The sequence below is a fragment of the Pseudomonas sp. NPDC096925 genome (assembly GCF_044762545.1).
Taxonomy (GTDB): Bacteria; Pseudomonadota; Gammaproteobacteria; order Pseudomonadales; family Pseudomonadaceae; genus Aquipseudomonas.
This window is the reverse complement of record NZ_JBIWEM010000014.1, coordinates 1-18,496: the sequence shown is the minus strand read 5'-3', so window position 1 is coordinate 18,496 and position 18,496 is coordinate 1. Positions and strand designations below refer to the sequence as shown.

At 64.0% G+C, this 18,496-nt stretch carries 18 protein-coding genes and 1 pseudogene; 7 read left to right on the top strand and 12 right to left on the bottom strand.

Features of this window, described 5'->3' with window-relative positions; translation table 11 throughout:
- Positions 1–11: 11 nt before the first annotated feature.
- The gene (locus ACIQYU_RS25560) at positions 12–1,289 is read left to right on the top strand and encodes an acetyl-CoA C-acetyltransferase (RefSeq protein WP_402802679.1); all 1,278 of its coding nucleotides are present in this window, start codon (positions 12–14) and stop codon (positions 1,287–1,289) included.
- Between the two features lie 80 nt (positions 1,290–1,369).
- Complete coding sequence (locus ACIQYU_RS25555; RefSeq protein ID WP_207838095.1) at positions 1,370–2,149, top strand: helix-turn-helix transcriptional regulator; 780 nt, start codon at positions 1,370–1,372, stop codon at positions 2,147–2,149.
- A gap of 65 nt (positions 2,150–2,214) precedes the next feature.
- Here the strand turns inward: ACIQYU_RS25555 and ACIQYU_RS25550 are convergent, their stop codons facing one another.
- From ACIQYU_RS25550 to ACIQYU_RS25530, 5 genes and pseudogenes are all read right to left on the bottom strand, one after another.
- Complete coding sequence (locus tag ACIQYU_RS25550) at positions 2,215–2,943, bottom strand: methyl-accepting chemotaxis protein (RefSeq protein WP_370290390.1); 729 nt, start codon at positions 2,941–2,943, stop codon at positions 2,215–2,217.
- A 129-nt stretch (positions 2,944–3,072) separates the two neighbouring features.
- A pseudogene (locus tag ACIQYU_RS25545) lies at positions 3,073–3,960 on the bottom strand (sensor histidine kinase); the annotation flags it as partial.
- Positions 3,961–4,325: 365 nt separating this feature from the next.
- Positions 4,326–4,736, bottom strand: coding sequence for a Cu(I)-responsive transcriptional regulator (gene cueR, locus ACIQYU_RS25540; RefSeq protein ID WP_063911119.1), 411 nt, complete (start codon positions 4,734–4,736; stop codon positions 4,326–4,328).
- Positions 4,733–7,132, bottom strand: coding sequence for a heavy metal translocating P-type ATPase (locus ACIQYU_RS25535; RefSeq protein WP_402802676.1), 2,400 nt, complete (start codon positions 7,130–7,132; stop codon positions 4,733–4,735). Before ACIQYU_RS25535 ends, cueR begins: the two co-directional genes overlap by 4 nt.
- 52 nt (positions 7,133–7,184) lie before the next feature.
- Complete coding sequence (locus ACIQYU_RS25530) at positions 7,185–7,571, bottom strand: hypothetical protein (protein WP_207838104.1); 387 nt, start codon at positions 7,569–7,571, stop codon at positions 7,185–7,187.
- A 144-nt stretch (positions 7,572–7,715) separates the two neighbouring features.
- On the opposite strand from ACIQYU_RS25530, the gene ACIQYU_RS25525 reads away from it, so the two are divergent.
- Together ACIQYU_RS25525 and ACIQYU_RS25520 are read left to right on the top strand one after the other, a co-directional pair.
- Positions 7,716–7,913, top strand: coding sequence for a heavy-metal-associated domain-containing protein (locus tag ACIQYU_RS25525; protein ID WP_063911122.1), 198 nt, complete (start codon positions 7,716–7,718; stop codon positions 7,911–7,913).
- 193 nt (positions 7,914–8,106) lie between these two features.
- Positions 8,107–9,288, top strand: a complete 1,182-nt coding sequence (locus tag ACIQYU_RS25520; RefSeq protein ID WP_207838105.1) for a multidrug effflux MFS transporter — start codon at positions 8,107–8,109, stop codon at positions 9,286–9,288.
- Here ACIQYU_RS25520 and ACIQYU_RS25515 read toward each other — a convergent pair.
- Complete coding sequence (locus tag ACIQYU_RS25515; protein ID WP_082888227.1) at positions 9,239–9,436, bottom strand: hypothetical protein; 198 nt, start codon at positions 9,434–9,436, stop codon at positions 9,239–9,241. The genes ACIQYU_RS25520 and ACIQYU_RS25515 overlap by 50 nt on opposite strands.
- Positions 9,437–9,926: 490 nt before the next feature.
- On the opposite strand from ACIQYU_RS25515, the gene ACIQYU_RS25510 reads away from it, so the two are divergent.
- Positions 9,927–10,640, top strand: coding sequence for a helix-turn-helix transcriptional regulator (locus tag ACIQYU_RS25510; RefSeq protein WP_207838107.1), 714 nt, complete (start codon positions 9,927–9,929; stop codon positions 10,638–10,640).
- Positions 10,641–10,671: 31 nt separating this feature from the next.
- Here the strand turns inward: ACIQYU_RS25510 and ACIQYU_RS25505 are convergent, their stop codons facing one another.
- The 5 genes from ACIQYU_RS25505 to ACIQYU_RS25485 all read right to left on the bottom strand — a co-directional run bounded on the left by ACIQYU_RS25505 (position 10,672) and on the right by ACIQYU_RS25485 (position 15,197).
- A complete protein-coding gene (locus tag ACIQYU_RS25505; RefSeq protein ID WP_233694896.1) occupies positions 10,672–11,619 on the bottom strand; it encodes an adenosine deaminase in 948 nt (315 codons plus the stop codon).
- Between the two features lie 86 nt (positions 11,620–11,705).
- The gene (locus ACIQYU_RS25500) at positions 11,706–12,392 is read right to left on the bottom strand and encodes an SDR family oxidoreductase (RefSeq protein WP_207838112.1); all 687 of its coding nucleotides are present in this window, start codon (positions 12,390–12,392) and stop codon (positions 11,706–11,708) included.
- Positions 12,393–12,932: 540 nt separating this feature from the next.
- Positions 12,933–13,517 (bottom strand): YigZ family protein, encoded by a 585-nt coding sequence (locus ACIQYU_RS25495; RefSeq protein WP_207838114.1) that lies wholly within the window; start codon positions 13,515–13,517, stop codon positions 12,933–12,935.
- A gap of 9 nt (positions 13,518–13,526) precedes the next feature.
- Positions 13,527–14,189 carry a TetR/AcrR family transcriptional regulator gene (locus tag ACIQYU_RS25490; RefSeq protein ID WP_012270360.1) on the bottom strand — a complete coding sequence of 221 codons (663 nt, stop codon included), beginning with the start codon at positions 14,187–14,189 and terminating at the stop codon, positions 13,527–13,529.
- A gap of 90 nt (positions 14,190–14,279) precedes the next feature.
- The gene (locus ACIQYU_RS25485; protein WP_046616867.1) at positions 14,280–15,197 is read right to left on the bottom strand and encodes a LysR family transcriptional regulator; all 918 of its coding nucleotides are present in this window, start codon (positions 15,195–15,197) and stop codon (positions 14,280–14,282) included.
- Between the two features lie 118 nt (positions 15,198–15,315).
- On the opposite strand from ACIQYU_RS25485, the gene ACIQYU_RS25480 reads away from it, so the two are divergent.
- Together ACIQYU_RS25480 and ACIQYU_RS25475 are read left to right on the top strand one after the other, a co-directional pair.
- On the top strand, positions 15,316–16,662 hold the full coding sequence (locus ACIQYU_RS25480; protein WP_207838117.1) for an aspartate aminotransferase family protein: 1,347 nt from the start codon (positions 15,316–15,318) through the stop codon (positions 16,660–16,662).
- A 73-nt stretch (positions 16,663–16,735) separates the two neighbouring features.
- Positions 16,736–18,229, top strand: a complete 1,494-nt coding sequence (locus ACIQYU_RS25475; protein WP_085626064.1) for a CoA-acylating methylmalonate-semialdehyde dehydrogenase — start codon at positions 16,736–16,738, stop codon at positions 18,227–18,229.
- Between the two features lie 57 nt (positions 18,230–18,286).
- On the opposite strand, the gene ACIQYU_RS25470 is transcribed toward ACIQYU_RS25475, so the two are convergent.
- A partial coding sequence (locus tag ACIQYU_RS25470) for a hypothetical protein (RefSeq protein ID WP_402802669.1) occupies positions 18,287–18,496 on the bottom strand: 210 nt, incomplete at its 5' end.

Below are 18,496 nucleotides of genomic sequence, written 5' to 3'. Positions count from 1 at the left end.
GGAACAAGCGCATGCGTTCACTTCGCCGGGTCGCGATCCTGGGCGGCAACCGAATTCCCTTCGCCCGCTCCAATGGTGCCTATGCCACGGCCAGCAACCAGGCGATGCTCACTGTCGCCCTTGAAGGGCTGATCGAACGCTACCGCTTGCATGGGGTGCGCATGGGGGAGGTGGTGGCCGGTACGGTGCTCAAGCACTCGCGTGACATGAACCTGACCCGTGAGTGCGTGTTAGGCTCGCGCCTGTCGCCGCAGACGCCGGCCTATGACATCCAGCAAGCCTGCGGCACCGGGCTGGAGGCGGCGCTGCTGGTGGCCAACAAGATTGCCCTGGGGCAGATCGACTGTGGCATTGCCGGCGGCGTGGACACCACCTCCGATGCGCCGATTGCGGTCAACGAAGGCTTGCGCCACATCCTGCTGCAAGCCAACCGTGGCAAAAGCCTGGGCGAGCGGCTCAAGCCGTTCCTCAAGCTGCGCCCCCACCACCTGAAACCCGAATTGCCGCGTAACGGTGAACCGCGCACCGGGATGTCGATGGGCGAGCATTGCGAACGCATGGCCCAGGCCTGGCGCATTGGCCGTGCCGAACAGGACGAGCTGGCGCTGCTCAGCCACCAGGCGCTGGCTGCCGCGTACGCCGAAGGTTGGCAGGATGACCTGCTGACGCCGTTTCTGTCGTTGACCCGTGATAACAACCTGCGCCCCGACCTGAACCTGGAGCAACTGGCCCGGCTCAAGCCGGCCTTCGATCGCAGCGGGCAGGGCACGCTGACGGCGGGCAATTCCACACCGCTGACCGATGGCGCTTCGCTGGTCTTGCTGGGCAGCGAGAAATGGGCCGAGCAGCAGGGGCTGCCGGTGCTGGCGTATCTGGTCGATGGCGAAACCGCTGCGGTGGATTTCGTTACGGGACGCGAAGGGCTATTGATGGCGCCAGTGTATGCGGTGCCGCGGCTGCTGGCGCGCAATGGCCTGACGCTGCAGGACTTTGACTATTACGAGATTCACGAAGCCTTTGCTGCCCAGGTGCTATGCACGCTCAAGGCCTGGGAAGATGCCGATTATTGCCGCGAACGGTTGGGGCTGGATGCGCCGCTCGGGGCGATCGACCGCAGCAAGCTCAACGTCAAGGGCAGTTCGCTGGCGGCCGGGCACCCGTTTGCCGCCACCGGGGGGCGGATATTGGCCAACCTGGCCAAGTTGCTGGCGAGGGCGGGGAAGGGGCGAGGGCTGATTTCGATCTGCGCGGCGGGTGGGCAGGGGGTGACGGTTATCGTAGAGCGCTGAGGCAAACCCTGTGGGAGCGCGCCTGACTTGACCATGAATCAACTGTTAGGCTTGTCTGATCAGAACTACAAGAAGCCGCCATGCCGATCATCGGACACCCCCGCGCCATCCCGGCGCTGGACCACCTGCCCAGGCCGCTCTATGCCCGTGCCGAAAGCCTCGGCGCCGGCTCCTGGACCACCCGCCACCAGCACGACTGGGTGCAGTTCTCCTACGCGATCAGCGGCGTCCTCGGGGTGTATACCCACGAGGGCAGCTACTTCGCTCCGCCTCAGTGGGGCGTGTGGATACCAGCCGATGCCGAACATGAGGTGGTCACCTCGATGCAGGCCGAAATGCGCAGCCTGTACGTGCGCCGGGATGCCTGCCCATGGGCACCGGAACAGTGCCGTGTGCTGGAAGTGACCCCGCTGGCGCGCGAACTGATCAAGCAGTTCTGCCTGTTCCCGGCAGACTACCCGGAGGGTGACAGCGCCGAGGCGCGGCTGGTGGCGGTGCTGCTCGACCAGTTGCGCACGCTGCCCGAGGTCGGTTTTTCGCTGCCACTGCCACGGCACCCGGGGTTGCTGGCGCTGTGCAATGGCCTGATCGCTGCACCGGACCAGCCGCAGACCTTGCAGCAGTGGGCGCGGGAGTTGGGGTGTTCGGAGAAGACGCTGATGCGGCTGTTCCAGCGGGAGACGGGTTTGAGCTTTCGCAACTGGCGGCAGCGTATGCGGCTGTTGTCATCGCTGGCGCTGCTGGAGGCGGGGGAGAGTGTGACCGAGGCGGCGTTGGGGTGTGGGTATGACTCCACCTCGGCTTACATTGCGGCGTTCAAGCAATTGTTTGGCGCGACGCCGGGAGAATTGAAGCTTTAGTGATTGGTCGCCTGTGCCGGCCTCTTCGCGGGCATGCCCGCGAAGAGGCCGGCACAGGCAACACATCAGGTACGGAACCTGCGCACCAGTGCATCCAGCTCATTGGACAACCCGGCCAGGCTCTCCGAATCCACCCGCGCCGCCTGGGCAAGTTCCGCCACCAGCTGCGCATCGCCGTGAATCTGGCTGATGTGCCGGTTGATGTCCTCGGCCACCTGGTGCTGCTCTTCGGCCGCCGTGGCGATCTGGGTGTTCATGTCGCGGATCACATCCACCGACTCGCGGATCTGCCCGAAGCTGTCACGGGCCAGGCCGATGCGGCTCACCGACTGCTGCGAAACCTCCAGGCTGGCGTGCATCTGTGCGGCCACTTCGGCGGTGCGGCTGGCCAGGTTGCCCAGCAGGCCGTCGATCTCGGCGGTGGAGTCGGCAGTCCGCTTGGCCAGCGCACGCACTTCGTCGGCGACCACGGCAAAGCCACGGCCCTGCTCGCCGGCACGGGCCGCTTCAATGGCGGCGTTGAGCGCCAGCAGGTTGGTCTGCTCGGCAATCGAGCGGATGGTGCCTAGGATCGACTGGATGGCGTTGCTGTCACGCTCCAACTGCTGGATCGACTGCGCCGACTGTTCGATCTCCTGGCTCAGGCGGTCGACGCTGTGTACTGCGGCATCGATCTGCTGCTGCCCTTCGCGTGCCTGTTGCTGGCCGCTGTCGGCCGACTGCGCCGCCTGGCTGCAGGAGCGAGCCACTTCGTTGGCGGTGGCGACCATTTCGTGGAAGGCGGTGGAGACCATGTCCACTGCTTCGCGCTGGCGGCCTGCGGCTTCGGCCATGTCGCTGGAAACCCTGGTCGAGCTGCTGGAGGTGCTGAGGATCTTGCTGGCGGCAGTACCGATGTGCTGGATCAGGCTGCGAATGGCGCCGAGGAACTGGTTGAACCAGTTGGCCAGTTGCGCGGTTTCGTCACGGCCACGGATTTCCAGGTTGCGGGTCAGGTCGCCTTCGCCCTGGGCGATATCTTCCAGGCCGCTGGTGACGCTGTTGATCGGACGCACGATCAGCTTGGCGAAGGTGGCGCCAACCACGGCGAACAGCGCAGCCAGCACCACGGCCACGATGCCGATCAGCCAGGTCAGGCGGGTGGTGGTCTGCATCACTTCGCTTTGCTCGATCAGGCCGATCAAGGTCCAGCCCAGCTGTTCATCCGGGTAGATGTTGGCCATGTAGCGCACGCCATTGAGCTCCACTTCGGCCAGCCCCTTGCCGTGCTTGGCCAGCTCGGCGTACCCGTCGCCAAAGCTCGCCAGTTGCTTGAAGTTGTGCTTGGCGTCACGGGGGTCGACCAGTACGTTGCCGTTGTTTTCCACCAGCAGCAAGTAGCCGCTTTCGCCCAGCTTGATCTGCTGGACGATCTCGGTGAGGCCTTTGAGCGACACGTCGACGTTGACCACGCCCCCAGGGTTGCCCAGCTGGTTGGCGACGGTGCGCACGGTACTGACCAGCACGGCGTCGTCGGCAGCCCAGTAGTAGGCGCCGGTACGCAAGGTCTTGCCAGGGTTGGCCATGGCCAATTGGTACCAGGGGCGGGTGCGCGGGTCGTAATTGACGAACTTCTGCCCGGCCGGCCAGCCGACGTAACCACCGTCATTCACCCCGTAGGACAGGTACGCATAGCTGGGGTGCGTGGTGGCCAGACGAGTCATGAACTCCAGCACTTTGCTGGCATGGTCGCCCAGTTCATAGGACGGGGTTGCGCTCATGTACTTGTTCAGTTCGCTGCCCGTGGCGGCGACCAGGGGCTGCGAGGCCATGTACTCGACGTTCTGGTTGATGCCCTGGAAGAAGATGTTCATTGCGTTGCTGACCTGGCGGATTTCCCGGCTGCTGCCATCGAGGAATCCGTCGCGGGCTTCGCCACGCAGGTTGAGGACCACCAGGGTGGCCACAAGGACGATGGGCAAGCCGGCGATGACCGCGAATGCCCAGGTCAGTTTCTGTTTGATGCTCATCGACGCTCCCGGATTTTTATTTTCGATACACGAGGCAGGTAACAACTGCATCGGCAGCATCCGGGTTTAATGTAGGAAAACGCCCGTATTTATTGGACAAAGTCGCAGTTGGTGACTATTCGGTCGTGTTTGGACGTATATGGCATACCAAAGGATTGCGGGGCGCCTCAGTGACAGCAGCCGCCCGCAGCGCCGTTGGCCAGGTCCTTGAGGATCGGGCAGTCCGGGCGCTCGTCCCCCTGGCAGTGCGAGACCAGTTCGCCGAGGGTGTCGCGCAGGCTCACCAGCTCTTCGATGCGCCGGTTCAGTTCATCGATATGTTGCATGGCCAGCGCTTTCACATCAGCGCTGGCGCGTTGGCGGTCCTGCCACAGGGTCAGCAGCTTGCCGACCTCCTCGAGGGAAAAGCCCAGGTCGCGGGAACGCTTGATGAAGGCCAGGCTGTGCAAGTCTTCCGCCTGGTACAGGCGGTAGCCGCTGTCGCTGCGCGTGGCGGGCTTGAGCAGGCCGATGGACTCGTAGTAACGGATCATCTTGGTGCTGAGCCCGCTGCGGCGGGCGGCCTGGCCGATGTTCATGGGGCCTCCTGAGTGTTGCTGGTGGGTTTCCAGGCCTTGAGCCACAGCGCGTTGCTCACCACGCTGACGCTGGACAGGGCCATGGCGGCGCCGGCCAGTACCGGGTTGAGGTAACCCAGCGCAGCCAGCGGGATGCCGATCAGGTTATAGATGAACGCCCAGAACAGGTTCTGGCGGATCTTCGCATAGGTCTTGCGGCTGATCTCCAGGGCGGCCGGTACCAGGCGTGGGTCACCGCGCATCAGGGTGATGCCGGCGGCCTGCATGGCCACGTCGGTACCGCCACCCATGGCGATGCCGATATCGGCTGCAGCCAGCGCCGGAGCATCGTTGATGCCATCACCGACCATGGCAACCACGCCATCCTGCTTCAGTGCGGCCACGGTCGCGGCCTTGTCGGCCGGCAGCACTTCGGCATGCACGTCGTCGATGCCCAGGGCGTCGGCCACCACTTTGGCGCTGCCGCAGTTGTCGCCGGTCAGCAGGTGGCTGCTGATGCGTTGCGCGTGCAGGGTATCGATCGCCTGCGCGGCGCCGGGCTTGAGGCTGTCACCGAAGGCGAACAGGCCCAGCACCCGCGGCTGTGCGCCGCGTTCGATCAGCCATGACAGGGTGCGCCCCTCGGCTTCCCAGGCCTGGGCCTTCGCGGCCAGGTCTCCGGGTGGCAGGGCGCTTTCGTCGAGCAGCCGGCGGTTGCCCAAGGCCAGCTCGCGGCCCTCCACGCGCCCGGCGATACCACGCCCGGTCAGCGACTGGCTGTCGGCAACAGCAGGCACGTCCAGGCCCTGTTCGGCACAGGCATCCAGTACCGCCTTGGCCAGCGGGTGTTCGCTGCCGCGCTGCAGGGCGCCGGCCAGGCGGTGCAGGTCGGCGCTGCTGCCCACCTGCGCTTGGCTGTGGACAACGCGCGGGCTGCCGGAGGTGAGGGTGCCGGTCTTGTCGAACACCACACGGTTGACCGCATGGGCTCGCTCCAGGGCTTCTGCGTCCTTGATCAGGATGCCATGGCGGGCGGCGACCCCGGTGCCGGCCATGATCGCTGCGGGTGTGGCCAGGCCGAGGGCGCAGGGGCAGGCGATGACCAGCACGGCGACGGCGTTGATCAGCGCGGTTTCCAGCGGTGCGCCAGCCAGCCACCAGCCGACCAGGGTGATCAGCGCCAGTACCAGCACGGCCGGGACGAATACCTGGCTGACCCGGTCGACCAGCTTCTGGATTGGCGCCTTGGCCGCCTGGGCGTCTTCCACCAGGCGGATGATGCGCGCCAGCACGGTTTCGGTACCCAGTGCCTGGGTACGGACCAGCAGCCGGCCTTCGCCATTGATGGCGCCACCGGTGACGCTGTCCCCGGGTTGCTTGGGCACCGGCAGGCTCTCGCCGCTGATCAGGGCTTCATCGGCATGGCTGCTGCCGTCTTCGACCAAGCCATCGACCGGGAAGCGCTCGCCGGGTTTGACCAGTACCAGGTCGCCAAGGCGCAGTTGGGCAATGGCCACGTCTTCTTCCTGGCCATCGACCAGGCGCACGGCATGTTCCGGGCGCAAGGCTTCGAGGGCCCGGATGGCGCTGGCGGTCTGGCGTTTGGCACGGCTTTCCAGGTACTTGCCCAGCAGCACCAGGGCAATCACCACGGCCGAGGCTTCGAAGTACAGGTGCGGGGCCATGCCGGCGGGGGCTTGCGCCCACTGGTACAGGCTCAAGCCGTAACCGGCGCTGGTGCCCAGGGCCACCAGCAGGTCCATGTTGCCGGCACCGGCGCGCACGGCTTTCCAGGCGGCCACGTAGAAACGCGCGCCGAGAATGAACTGCACCGGCGTGGCCAGCAGGAACTGCACCCACGCTGGCAACATCCAGTGCAGGCCAAACGGCTGCACTACCATTGGCACCACCAGCGGCAGGGCGAGCAGCAACGCTGCAGCGACCGCCAGGCGTTCGTTACGCAGGCGGCGTTGGGTAGCAGGCTGGTCGGCCTTGGCGGCTTGCGGCAGGCTGGCGCTGTAGCCGGCCTTTTGCACGGCGTCGATCAGCAGGTTGTCGTCGAGGGCCGCGAGCACTTCGAGGTGTGCGCGTTCGCTGGCCAGGTTGACGCTGACCTGCTCAACTCCCGGCAGCTTGCCGAGGGCGCGCTCTACGCGGCCGACGCAACTGGCGCAGGTCATGCCGCCAATCTGCAGTTCGACGGTGCGGGTGGGCACGCCATAGCCGGCTTCGCGTACGGCGTCGACGAGGGCGGGCAGGCTGTTGGCCGGGGCCTGGACCCGGGCCTGTTCGGTGGCGAGGTTGACGCTGACCTGTTCAGCGCCGGTGACCTTGCGCAGGGCGCGCTCGACCCGGCCGGCACAGCTGGCGCAGGTCATGCCGGAGATCGGCAGGTCGTATGTGGTGGATGCGGGCATGGCTCTCCTCCTTGGACAGGCCTCCAGCATCAACCTTGCCACGCAGGTAAGGTCAATAGCCCAGGCCGGCTCGCTTCAACTCCAGACCATAGTGCCCCATGGCGATGCGGTATTTGTTGATCTGGCCCGCCTGCAGGTTCAATCGTGTGCTGCGCTGGTCCTCGACACCCGCGGCGCAGCCGGGCATTTGCCCGGGCAGCAGGCGCAGGCGCACGTCTACCGGGCCGGGCGGCAGGTTGAACGAGGTGGACTGCTCCTGGAATACGCGCCCGGAGAGCTGGTCGTTGAGGTAGATGCCGATTTCGCAACTGGTGGCCACTTCCAGGCGCTCCCGGGAAATGATCAGCACGCTGTAGTCCGAGTTGCCCTCGGCGCTGGCCGGTGGCACTGCAGCCAGCGTGCTCAACAGCCCGACGACGCCCAATGCTGCCCTGAACATGAAAAATCTCCTGCTTGCCTGATCATCAAAGGCGCAGCTTGGCCGACGCGCGCGCGGATTTCCACCCCGGCTGTTGTCGGCAGGACTTGACCTTGCCCCGATGGCAAGCTTGAGACTCGTGGAAAACCTGAAGGAGGTAACTCCATGCAAGTGTTCAATGTACAAGGCATGACCTGTGGCCATTGCGTGAAAGCCGTGACCCGGGCGGTGCAGGAGCAGGATGCCGCGGCCAAGGTGGAGGTCGACCTGGCGGCCAGGCAGGTACGGGTACAGAGTGAGTTGGCGCAGGAGCAGATTCTCACGGCCATTCGCGATGAAGGTTATCAGGCCGAGGCGGCCTGAATACTGACCTGTGGGAGCGGGCGTGCCCGCGAACACCGGCGCAACCGGTGCCATCCACCGCGCCGCCTGATTCACGGGCACGCCCGCTCCTACAGGGGCCGCACCAGGCCCAGTATTGTTGCAAATGTTTTCATGTCGATAGGGTCCACAGCAGGTAGAATCAAGCACTTGCTTAGCCTGCTATGGATTCCTGATGAACCTGCGAATGGTGCTCATCCTGGGCGCACTCAGTGCGTTCGGGCCCTTGGCGATCGACTTCTACCTGCCCGCCTTCCCGGCCATGGCGCAGGCGTTCGCCACCGATGAAAAACACGTCCAGGCCACCTTGGCCGCCTACTTCCTTGGCCTGTCCATCGGGCAACTGGCCTACGGGCCGGTGGCTGACCGCTTTGGCCGACGCAAGCCGCTGATGTTCGGGGTGACCCTGTTCACCCTGGCGTCACTGGCCTGTGCCTATGCCCCCAACCTCGACACCCTGGTGCTGGCGCGTTTCGTCCAGGCGCTGGGCGGTTGCGCCGGGATGGTGCTGTCGCGGGCCATTGTCAGTGACAAGTGCGACCCGGTGGCCTCGGCCAAGGTGTTCTCGCAACTGATGCTGGTCATGGGGCTGGCGCCAATCCTGGCACCGATGCTGGGCGGGGTGTTGGTGAACCTGGCCGGCTGGCAATCGATCTTCCTCGCCCTTAGCCTGTTCAGTGCAGGTTGCCTGCTGGCGGTCAGCCTGGGCCTGCCGGAAAGCCTGCCCGAGCACATACCGCGGCAACCGCTGGCTGGCGCCTTGCGTCAGTACATGCGTCTGCTCGCTGACCGGGTGTTCATCGGCCATGCCTTGACCGGTGGTATCGCCATTGCCGGCATGTTTGCCTACATCGCCGGTTCACCTTTCGTGTTCATCAAGCTCTACGGCGTGCCGGCCGAGCATTACGGCTGGTTATTCGGCACCAATGCTGCCGGCTTTATCCTGGTGGCGCAGGTGAATGCACGCTTGCTGGCCAAGCGTGGGCCGGCGTTCCTGCTGGCGCGTGCGGTGTGGTTGTACCTGGCTGCGGGCCTGACGTTGCTGGGCGTGGCGGCATTGCGACCAACACAGCTGTGGCCATTGCTGGTACCGCTGTTCGTCTGCATTTCCAGCCTCGGTTGCATCATCCCCAACGCCTCTGCCTGTGCCATGAGCGGGCAGGGCACGCGGGCCGGGAGTGCCTCGGCGCTGATGGGCTGCCTGCAGTTCAGTGTCGCCGCCGGCGCAGCGGCGCTGGTCGGGCTGCTGCATGATGGTAGTGCGGTGCCGATGGCGCTGGTGATCAGCTTGTGCGGGGCACTGGTGGTCAGTGTCGCGCTGCTGACCCGACGTTTGCCGGCCAAGGTTCCCGCATAAGCGGGTGAGGTGCCTGCAGGCGGGTTTCCAGCGTGGCGACGAAGGCACGCGCCTCGGCCTCGCTGCGGAAACTGACCACGTGTTGATCGAGCTGAACCTGCCAGGGGCAGGCGGGGTTTCGGCTCGACGCGCTGACGACAATTTTCATCGCGGCATACCTCCAAAGGGGGGAGAGCGGATGAAGTGTAGCGCTACCCCTTCTTCCTGCCATGACCTGCTTCAGTGTCCTGACTGACGGTCGACTGGAAACTTTTCTGCACGCTTTTGCCTGCTTGGGGCGCAATGCCCGCAAGCACGTGGAACCTTCGCTTTGGCTTGCGCTACTTGTGGAAATCAGGTGTCGGCCGCGTCCGAAGTTGCATTCGGTGTTTTTTCCGCCTGTCGTTCCCGTGCCCCTGCCAGGGTGTGCCGGGCTGCTTGCCCGTGCGGTCCGGGCAGGTTTCACGCACCGTTTCACTGCTTGCCTTGGGTAGGCATACCCAGTGGTTTTTTTGCCTGCGGCACCACTGCGCGGGGCTGCCTGAATGGCGTTTTTTGCGGCTTATACTGGCGAACCAGGCCAGTGCCAGCGAGAGGCGCTTCCCTGCCAGGGTTGGCCATCGCATCCACACAGTGAACTTGCAGGGAGTTACAGGGACATGAACGCAGCCAGCAGTATCAGCCAGATCGCCAGCCTGATGGCCGACCCCAAACGCAGTGCCATGTTGTGGGCATTGATCGATGGCACGCCGCGGCTGGCCAACGAGCTCGCGGTAATGACCGGCCTGACCTCGTCCTCGGCCTGCGCTCACCTTTCGCTGTTGTCGTCGGCCGGTTTGCTCCGGCACGAAGCGCGGGGCCGCAAGCGCTACTTCCGCCTTGCCACCCCGCAAGTCGGGGCGGCGGTGGAGGCCCTGGCCAGTGTCCAGCTGGAGAGTACCAAGGGGGAGCGGGCCAAGGCGCCGGTATCATCGCTGCCCATGTCGATACGCAGGGCGCGTCGCTGTGGCGATCACCTGGGTGGGGAACTGGCCGGTGAGCTGTATCACCGTCTGGTGGTGGCCGGCTGGCTGGAGGGTAGCGGTCGCCAGCTGATGGTGAGCGAGGAGGGGCGGGCGCAGTTGGCTTTGGTCGGGGTCTACATCGATGCCTTGGCACCGCATCAGCAACGTGGCTGTGTGATCTGCCGCTGCACCGAGTGGAGCGATGAGGGGCCGCACCTGGGCGGGGTACTGGGGCAGGCGTTGTTCCGGCTGTTCCTGCAATCGGGGTGGATGCGCGAGGCCGAGGACTCGCGGGCATTGCATATCTCTGCACTGGGTGTTCAGCAGATCAATCGCATTGCCCGCGTGCCAACCTGGCAGGTCGGTTGACCGCGACACTGTCATGTCGCCGTCATGTCATTCAGACCAGCCGGGCATCCAGGCTGTTCTGGGCCAGCCGACGGGCCTGGTCTTCGGTCATGCCCAGGTGGGTGTACAGGGCGTGGAAGTTCTCGGTGACGTAGCCACCGAAGTAGGCCGGGTCGTCCGAATTGACCGTGACCTTCACGCCGCGCTCGAGCATGTCGAGGATGTTGTGCTGGCTCATGTGGTCGAATACGCAGAGCTTGGTGTTCGACAGCGGGCACACCGTGAGCGGGATCTGCTCGTCGATGATGCGCTGCATCAGGCGCTCGTCCTCGATGGCGCGCACACCGTGGTCGATACGCTTGACCTTCAGCAGGTCCAGGGCTTCCCAGATGTACTCGGGCGGGCCTTCCTCGCCGGCATGGGCAACGGCGACCAAGCCTTCGCTGCGGGCGCGGTCGAACACGCGCTGGAACTTGCTTGGTGGGTGGCCCATTTCCGAGCTGTCCAGGCCAACGGCGATGAAGGCATCGCGGAACGGCAGGGCCTGGTCGAGGGTTTTCTGTGCTTCATCTTCGCTGAGGTGGCGCAGGAAGCTGAGGATCAGGCCGCTGCTGATGCCCAGTTGCTCGCGACCGTCCTTGAGTGCCTGGTTGATGCCGTTGAGCACCACTTCGAAGGGGATGCCGCGGTCGGTGTGGGTCTGTGGGTCGAAGAACGGTTCGGTGTGGATCACGTTCTGCGCCTTGCAGCGTTGCAGGTAGGCCCAGGTCAGGTCGTAGAAGTCCTGCTCGGTGCGCAGCACGTCGGCGCCCTGGTAATACAGGTCGAGGAACTCCTGCAGGTTGTTGAAGGCATAGGCACCGCGCAAGGTCTCCACATCGGCCCAGGGCAGGGCGATCTTGTTGCGCTCGGCCAGGGCGAACAGCAGCTCGGGCTCCAGCGAGCCTTCCAGGTGCAGGTGCAGTTCGGCCTTGGGCAGGGCGTTCAACCAATCATACATAGTGGGTCATCTCGATCAGGTACGGTTGCCGCCATTCTACAGAGGCTGGCCGGGCAATGCGCCCGGCCAGGCTGTGACCCGGTGAATCACCAGACCAAGGGTTCGCCCTTGTAGTTGATGAAGCGCAGGCCGCCGTTGCCGCTTTGTGCCTTGATCTGTTCGAGCATGCCGCGGGTACTGGTCAGCACATCGATCTCGGCGTTTTCGCCGCCCATGTCGGTTTTCACCCAGCCCGGGTGCATGGCCAGCACGCACAGGTCGGGGCGTTGCTGCTCGACGACGAAGCTGTTGATCATCGAGTTCAGGGCCGCCTTGCTGGCCTTGTACAGGCAGACTTCGCCGCCGTCGGGGATGGTCACGCTGCCCAGGATCGAGCTCATGAAGGCCAGCACGCCGCTGCCTTCGCGTACCTGGCCGACCAGGCGGCGGGCCACGCGGATGGGTGCCACGGCGTTGGTCATGAACAGGTCGCCGATGTCCTTGTTCTGCACCGCCTCCAGGTCTTGCGGCAGGGGGCCCATGACGCCGGCGTTGACGAATACCAGGTCGAACACTTGACCTTGCAGGCGTTGCTTCAGGCCATCGAGTTGAGCCGTATCGTTCATTTCCAGCTGCTCGATGCGCACGCCAGGTACATCGGCCAGGGCGCCGGGCTGCTGCGGGTTGCGCACGGTGGCGGTGATGTTCCAGCCGTCTTCGTGCAGGCGCTGCACCAGGCCCAGGCCCAGCCCGCGCGAGGCGCCGATGATAAGTGCAGTTTTTGCGTTAGCCATGTGTACGCACTCCGTGATCAGTTTGCAGGGAAGGTATTGAGGATAATGCACTGGGGCCAATTTGCGGCCCTTCATTCAAAAGCGGTGCAGTACCTGTGGGAGCGGCCTTGTGTCGCGATGGGCTGCGAAGCAGCACCAGGATTTCAGCAACACCCCATGAATTGCCGGGGCCGCTTTGCGGCCCTATCGCGACGCAAGGCCGCTCCCACAAAGGATCGCGTTCTCCTGTGGGTAATTCGGCGTGCGAGCTGGCTAAAAAACGACCAGTCGCGCCGCGCCCTTGTCTGGGCGGGCACTTCGCCTGTTGGCGCACGGGTTATCCACAGGCTGTTCCACAGTTATTGTGTGCAAACCGAGAGGCTGCAGGCTGGCGCCTCTGGCCTCGTGCTGGGGATAACTTCTGGGCTTTCAGCAGTTTGTCGCTGTCATCAAACGGTGATCAAAATATGATCAAAGCTCTGTAGGCCTTGAAAACATTGACCTGCAAGCGAATGCCCCAAGCTTATCCACAGGCCGGCCCACAGTTGTTGTGGGCAATGTTCAGCGTGCTTCGAGCAGAATGCGTCCGCGGCTCAAGTCGGCCAACTGCTGCTGCAGTGGGGCCAGGTGGACGTCACCGAGTGCAATCAGCAGGTCCACGCCATTGGCGGTGAACTGCTCATCCAGGACCAGGCCGTCAACCTCCGCCAGGCGCAACTTCACCAGCGCCAGTTCGCTGAAACTGCAACTGCAGGTGAATTCGCTGCGCTGCACCAGCAGCCGCTTGGGTGCCTGTTGCAGGCACTTGTTGGCGCCGCCGCCGTAGGCCCTGGCCAGGCCACCGGTGCCCAGCTGGATGCCGCCGTACCAGCGGATTACCAGCACCACCACCTGGTCGCAGTCCTGCGCTTCGATGGCCGCGAGGATTGGCCGCCCCGCGGTACCGCCAGGTTCGCCGTCATCGCTGCTGCGGTACTGGGCGCCGAGCTTCCAGGCCCAGCAGTTGTGGGTCGCCGCCAGGTCGCTATGGCGTTCGATGAAACTCATCGCTTCGGCGGCACTGCTGATCGGCCCGGCGAGGGTGATGAAGCGGCTTTTGCGGATTTCCTCGCGGTATTCGCAGAGGTCGAGCAGGGTAGAAGGCATAAATGACGGTCAGGCAGCCGGCTTGATGCCGCAGCCTTTCAGGATGATGTGGATAAGGTTGTTGCTCGCGTCTTCCATGTCCTGCTTGGTCAGGCGGCTGCGGCCGGTAACCTGGCAGATCTGGGTGGCGAAGTCGGCGTAGTGCTGGGTGCTGCCCCACAGCAGGAAGATCAGGTGCACCGGATCGACCGGGTCCATCTTGCCGGCTTCGATCCAGGCCTGGAACACCGCGGCCCGGCCCCGGAACCATTCGCGGTAGTCGGCACTGAAATATTCCGTAAGGCAGGTGCCGCCGCTGATCACTTCCATGGCGAAAATCCGCGAGGCTTGCGGGTTGCGCCGGGAGAACTCCATCTTGGTGCGAATGTACTGGCTCAGGGCTTCGCCCGGGTCATCCTCGACGCTCAAGGCGTTGAAGGTGCTGTCCCACAACTCGATGATGTTGCTGAGCACGGCAATGTACAGGCCCAGCTTGTTGGTGAAGTAGTAATGCAGGTTGGCTTTGGGCAACCCCGCCTTGAGGGCGATGGTGTTCATGCTGGTGCCCTTGAAACCATGGCGGGCAAACTCGTCTTCGGCGGCCTGGATAATGGCCTGTTCGTTCTTCTGGCGGATGCGGCCCGCGGGCTTGCCCGAGGCGGAGAGGCGATGCGCAGGGACTTCTAGGGTCATGGACGATTCCGTACGGGTCAGTGGCTGCGGCTGTCGGACAAGATTACCTGCCTGTGCCGAAGTGACAAGCGTTTGCGGCACAGACTGGCATCAGCGTGTCGCAGCCAGGCTTTCGAGGAAGCTTTCCAGCACCAGGTTAGGCCGTCGGCCTTTGCGCGTTACCCAGCTGAGGCTCAGGTCATAGAAGCGTTGTTGGGGCTTGAGGGCGCGCAAGCGGCCTTGCTGCACCCAGAACGTGGCGTAGTGGTCCGGCAGGTAGCCGATGTAGCGCCCGGTAAGGATGAGAAACGCCATGCCTTCACGGTCCGAAGCACTGGCCGTGCAGTTCAGCGCCTGGTAATGCGCCTGGATTTCGGCCGGCAGGCGGAAGGTGGGGGTGATGGCTTCCTGGCTGTTGAGGCGGTCGTCGTCGATCTGCTGGTCATCGGCATAGAACAGCGGGTGGCCGACCGCGCAGTACAGCAGTGAGCGCTCGCTGTACAACGGCTGGTACTCGAGGCCCGACAGCGGGCTGGTCTGCGGCACCACGCCGACGTGCAGGCTGCCGTCGAGCACGCCGTGCTCGACCTGGCTGGGGGCGATCATGCGGATCTGGATGCGCACGTCGGGGCCGCGGTCCTTGAGCTCGGCCAAGGCATGGGTGATGCGCATGTGCGGCAGGGTCACCAGGTTGTCGGTCAGGCCGATGTTCAGCTCGCCCCGCAAATGCTGGTGCAGGCCGTTGACTTCGGTGCGGAAGCTTTCCAGGGCGCTGAGCAGTTGCAGGGCCGAATGGTAGACCTCGCGGCCTTCCTCTGTCAGTGAGAACCCGGCACGGCCGCGTTGGCACAGGCGCAGGCCGAGGCGTTGCTCGAGGTCGTTCATCTGTTGGCTGATGGCCGAACGGCCGATGCCCAGCACGTTTTCGGCGGCCGAGAAGCCGCCGCACTCGACGACACTGCGGTAGATCTTCAGCAGACGTATGTCGAAATCGCTGACTTGGGCGAGTGGATCGGGGCGTCGGCTCATTAGTTTAGTCAGGGCCTGTCTGAAGATTAGAAATGTTGGCTTTTTCAGACTTTATCGCCGTGCCAAGTTAGCTGCAACAACATCCATCGTTGCCTGATCGTCTTCCGAGGAACCGCCGATGAACATGCCCGAAACCGCCTCCGCCGGTATCGCCAGCCAGCTGAAGCTGGACGCCCACTGGATGCCTTACACCGCCAACCGCAACTTCCAGCGCGACCCACGCCTGATCGTGGCCGCCGAAGGCAACTACCTGTTCGACGACCAGGGGCGCAAGATCTTCGATGCCCTGTCGGGCTTGTGGACCTGCGGCGCCGGGCACACCCGCAAGGAAATCACCGAGGCGGTGGCTCGGCAGATCGGCACCCTGGACTACTCCCCGGCCTTCCAGTTCGGCCACCCGCTGTCGTTCCAGCTGGCCGAGAAGATCACCGAGCTGACCCCGGGCGACCTGAACCATGTGTTCTATACCAACTCCGGTTCCGAGTGTGCCGACACCGCGCTGAAGATGGTGCGTGCCTATTGGCGCCTGAAAGGCCAGGCGACCAAGACCAAGATCATCGGCCGTGCCCGTGGCTACCACGGTGTGAACATCGCCGGCACCAGCCTGGGTGGCGTCAACGGTAACCGCAAGCTGTTCGGTCAGCTGCTGGATGTCGACCACCTGCCTCACACCGTGCTGCCGGTGAACGCCTTCTCCAAAGGCATGCCGGAAGAGGGCGGTATCGCCCTGGCTGACGAAATGCTCAAGCTGATCGAGCTGCACGACGCCTCCAACATCGCTGCCGTGATCGTCGAGCCGCTGGCGGGTTCGGCTGGCGTACTGCCGCCGCCGAAGGGTTACCTGAAGCGCCTGCGTGAAATCTGCACCCAGCACAACATCCTGCTGATTTTCGACGAAGTGATCACCGGCTTTGGCCGCATGGGCGCGATGACCGGTTCTGAAGCCTTCGGCGTGACCCCGGACCTGATGTGCATCGCCAAGCAGGTCACCAACGGCGCCATCCCGATGGGTGCGGTGATCGCCAGCAGCGAGATCTACCAGACCTTCATGAACCAGCCGACCCCGGAGTACGCCGTGGAATTCCCGCACGGCTACACCTACTCGGCCCACCCGGTAGCCTGTGCCGCCGGTATCGCCGCGCTGGACCTGCTGCAGAAGGAAAACCTGGTGCAGGCAGCCGCCGAGCTGGCGCCGCACTTCGAGAAGCTGCTGCATGGCGTGAAGGGCACCAAGAACATCGTCGATATCCGCAACTACGGCCTGGCCGGCGCGATCCAGATCGCTGCCCGCGACGGTGATGCCATCGTGCGTCCATACGAAGCGGCGATGAAACTGTGGAAGGCAGGCTTCTATGTACGCTTCGGTGGCGACACCCTGCAGTTCGGCCCAACCTTCAACACCACGCCGCAGGAGCTGGACCGCCTGTTCGACGCTGTGGGCGAAACCCTGAACCTGATCGACTGATCGTTCTGATTCTGATGCCAGGCGCGTGAACACATCGCGCGCCTGCCTCTACCTTCTTTATCTGGAGTTTTGCATGAGCATTGTTCAGCACCTGATCCACGGCGAACTGGTTACCAAGGGTGAGCGCACCGCCGATGTCTTCAACCCGTCCACCGGCCAGGCCGTGCGCAAGGTCGAACTGGCCAGCCGCGCGACCGTGCAGGAGGCTATCGACTCGGCCAAGGCGGCTTTCCCGGCCTGGCGCAACACCCCACCGGCCAAGCGCGCCCAGGTGATGTTCCGCTTCAAGCAACTGCTGGAGCAGAACGAAGCGCGTATCGCGCAGATGATCAGCGAAGAGCACGGCAAGACCCTCGAGGATGCCGCCGGCGAACTGAAGCGTGGCATCGAGAACGTCGAATTCGCCTGCGCAGCGCCGGAAGTGCTGAAAGGCGAGTACAGCCGCAACGTCGGCCCGAACATCGATGCCTGGTCCGACTTCCAGCCGCTGGGCGTGGTTGCCGGTATCACCCCGTTCAACTTCCCGGCCATGGTGCCACTGTGGATGTACCCACTGGCCATCGCCTGCGGTAACGCCTTCATCCTCAAACCTTCCGAGCGCGACCCGAGCTCGACCCTGTTCATCGCCCAGCTGCTGCTGGAAGCCGGCCTGCCGAAGGGCATCCTCAACGTGGTGCATGGCGACAAGGAAGCGGTGGATGCGCTGATCGAAGCGCCGGAAGTGAAGGCCCTGAGCTTCGTCGGTTCGACGCCGATCGCCGAGTACATCTACGCCGAAGGCACCAAGCGCGGCAAGCGCGTACAAGCCCTGGGTGGTGCGAAGAACCACGCGGTGCTGATGCCGGATGCCGACCTGGACAACGCCGTGAGCGCACTGATGGGTGCGGCCTACGGTTCGTGCGGCGAGCGTTGCATGGCCATTTCGGTGGCGGTGTGCGTGGGTGACCAGGTGGCCGACGCCCTGATTGCCAAGTTGGAACCACAGATCAAGGCACTGAAGATTGGTGCCGGCACCTCGTGCGGCCTGGACATGGGCCCGCTGGTGACGGCTGCTGCCCGTGACAAGGTGGTGGGCTATATTGATGACGGTGTTGCTGCTGGCGCCAAGCTGGTGGTGGATGGCCGTGGCTTCCGTGTGGCCGGTAATGAGGATGGCTACTTCGTCGGTGGCACCCTGTTCGACAAGGTGACCCCGGAGATGCGCATCTATAAGGAAGAGATCTTCGGCCCGGTGCTGTGCGTAGTGCGTGTGAACAGCCTGGAGCAGGCCATGCAACTGATCAATGATCACGAGTATGGCAATGGCACCTGCATCTTCACCCGTGACGGTGAAGCGGCGCGCCTGTTCTGCGATGAGATCGAAGTGGGCATGGTCGGTGTGAACGTACCGCTGCCGGTGCCGGTGGCCTACCACAGCTTTGGTGGCTGGAAGCGCTCGCTGTTCGGTGACCTGCATGCCTATGGCCCGGACGGGGTGCGCTTCTATACCCGCCGCAAGGCTATCACCCAGCGCTGGCCGCAGCGGGCCAGCCATGAGGCTTCGCAGTTTGCGTTCCCTAGTTTGTAAGGGATGAAGCAGAAGCGGGGAGGCCGGTAGGCCTCCCCGCTTTGTTTTTCAGCGATATTAAAGTTTCTTGAAATTAAAGGTTGACGCCCCTTCGAATCCCCTTATAATGCGCCCCACTTCCAGCGACAACGGAACGACAAACTCCTTGAAATTCAACGAGTTAGGCGATTCTGAAGGTGCTGAAAGGGCTTCGATCAAATGATCGATGGCGGTTGAGATGAAGGTTGACAGCGGTTTTAAACGCTGTATTATTCGCCTCCCGCTACG

Bases quoted from the DNA above. Each gene is read 5' to 3' on its own strand.
- ACIQYU_RS25550 (WP_370290390.1), bottom strand. From the start codon at position 2,943: ATGGTCTCCACCGCCTTCCACGAAATGGTCGCCACCGCCAACGAAGTG.
- ACIQYU_RS25505 (WP_233694896.1), bottom strand. From the start codon at position 11,619: ATGTATGATTGGTTGAACGCCCTGCCCAAGGCCGAACTGCACCTGCAC.
- ACIQYU_RS25500 (WP_207838112.1), bottom strand. From the start codon at position 12,392: ATGGCTAACGCAAAAACTGCACTTATCATCGGCGCCTCGCGCGGGCTG.
- ACIQYU_RS25515 (WP_082888227.1), bottom strand. From the start codon at position 9,436: ATGAAAATTGTCGTCAGCGCGTCGAGCCGAAACCCCGCCTGCCCCTGG.
- ACIQYU_RS25525 (WP_063911122.1), top strand. From the start codon at position 7,716: ATGCAAGTGTTCAATGTACAAGGCATGACCTGTGGCCATTGCGTGAAA.
- ACIQYU_RS25510 (WP_207838107.1), top strand. From the start codon at position 9,927: ATGAACGCAGCCAGCAGTATCAGCCAGATCGCCAGCCTGATGGCCGAC.
- ACIQYU_RS25555 (WP_207838095.1), top strand. From the start codon at position 1,370: ATGCCGATCATCGGACACCCCCGCGCCATCCCGGCGCTGGACCACCTG.
- ACIQYU_RS25530 (WP_207838104.1), bottom strand. From the start codon at position 7,571: ATGTTCAGGGCAGCATTGGGCGTCGTCGGGCTGTTGAGCACGCTGGCT.
- ACIQYU_RS25560 (WP_402802679.1), top strand. From the start codon at position 12: ATGCGTTCACTTCGCCGGGTCGCGATCCTGGGCGGCAACCGAATTCCC.
- ACIQYU_RS25485 (WP_046616867.1), bottom strand. From the start codon at position 15,197: ATGAGCCGACGCCCCGATCCACTCGCCCAAGTCAGCGATTTCGACATA.
- ACIQYU_RS25480 (WP_207838117.1), top strand. From the start codon at position 15,316: ATGAACATGCCCGAAACCGCCTCCGCCGGTATCGCCAGCCAGCTGAAG.
- ACIQYU_RS25495 (WP_207838114.1), bottom strand. From the start codon at position 13,517: ATGCCTTCTACCCTGCTCGACCTCTGCGAATACCGCGAGGAAATCCGC.
- ACIQYU_RS25535 (WP_402802676.1), bottom strand. From the start codon at position 7,132: ATGCCCGCATCCACCACATACGACCTGCCGATCTCCGGCATGACCTGC.
- ACIQYU_RS25475 (WP_085626064.1), top strand. From the start codon at position 16,736: ATGAGCATTGTTCAGCACCTGATCCACGGCGAACTGGTTACCAAGGGT.
- ACIQYU_RS25520 (WP_207838105.1), top strand. From the start codon at position 8,107: ATGAACCTGCGAATGGTGCTCATCCTGGGCGCACTCAGTGCGTTCGGG.
- ACIQYU_RS25490 (WP_012270360.1), bottom strand. From the start codon at position 14,189: ATGACCCTAGAAGTCCCTGCGCATCGCCTCTCCGCCTCGGGCAAGCCC.
- cueR (WP_063911119.1), bottom strand. From the start codon at position 4,736: ATGAACATCGGCCAGGCCGCCCGCCGCAGCGGGCTCAGCACCAAGATG.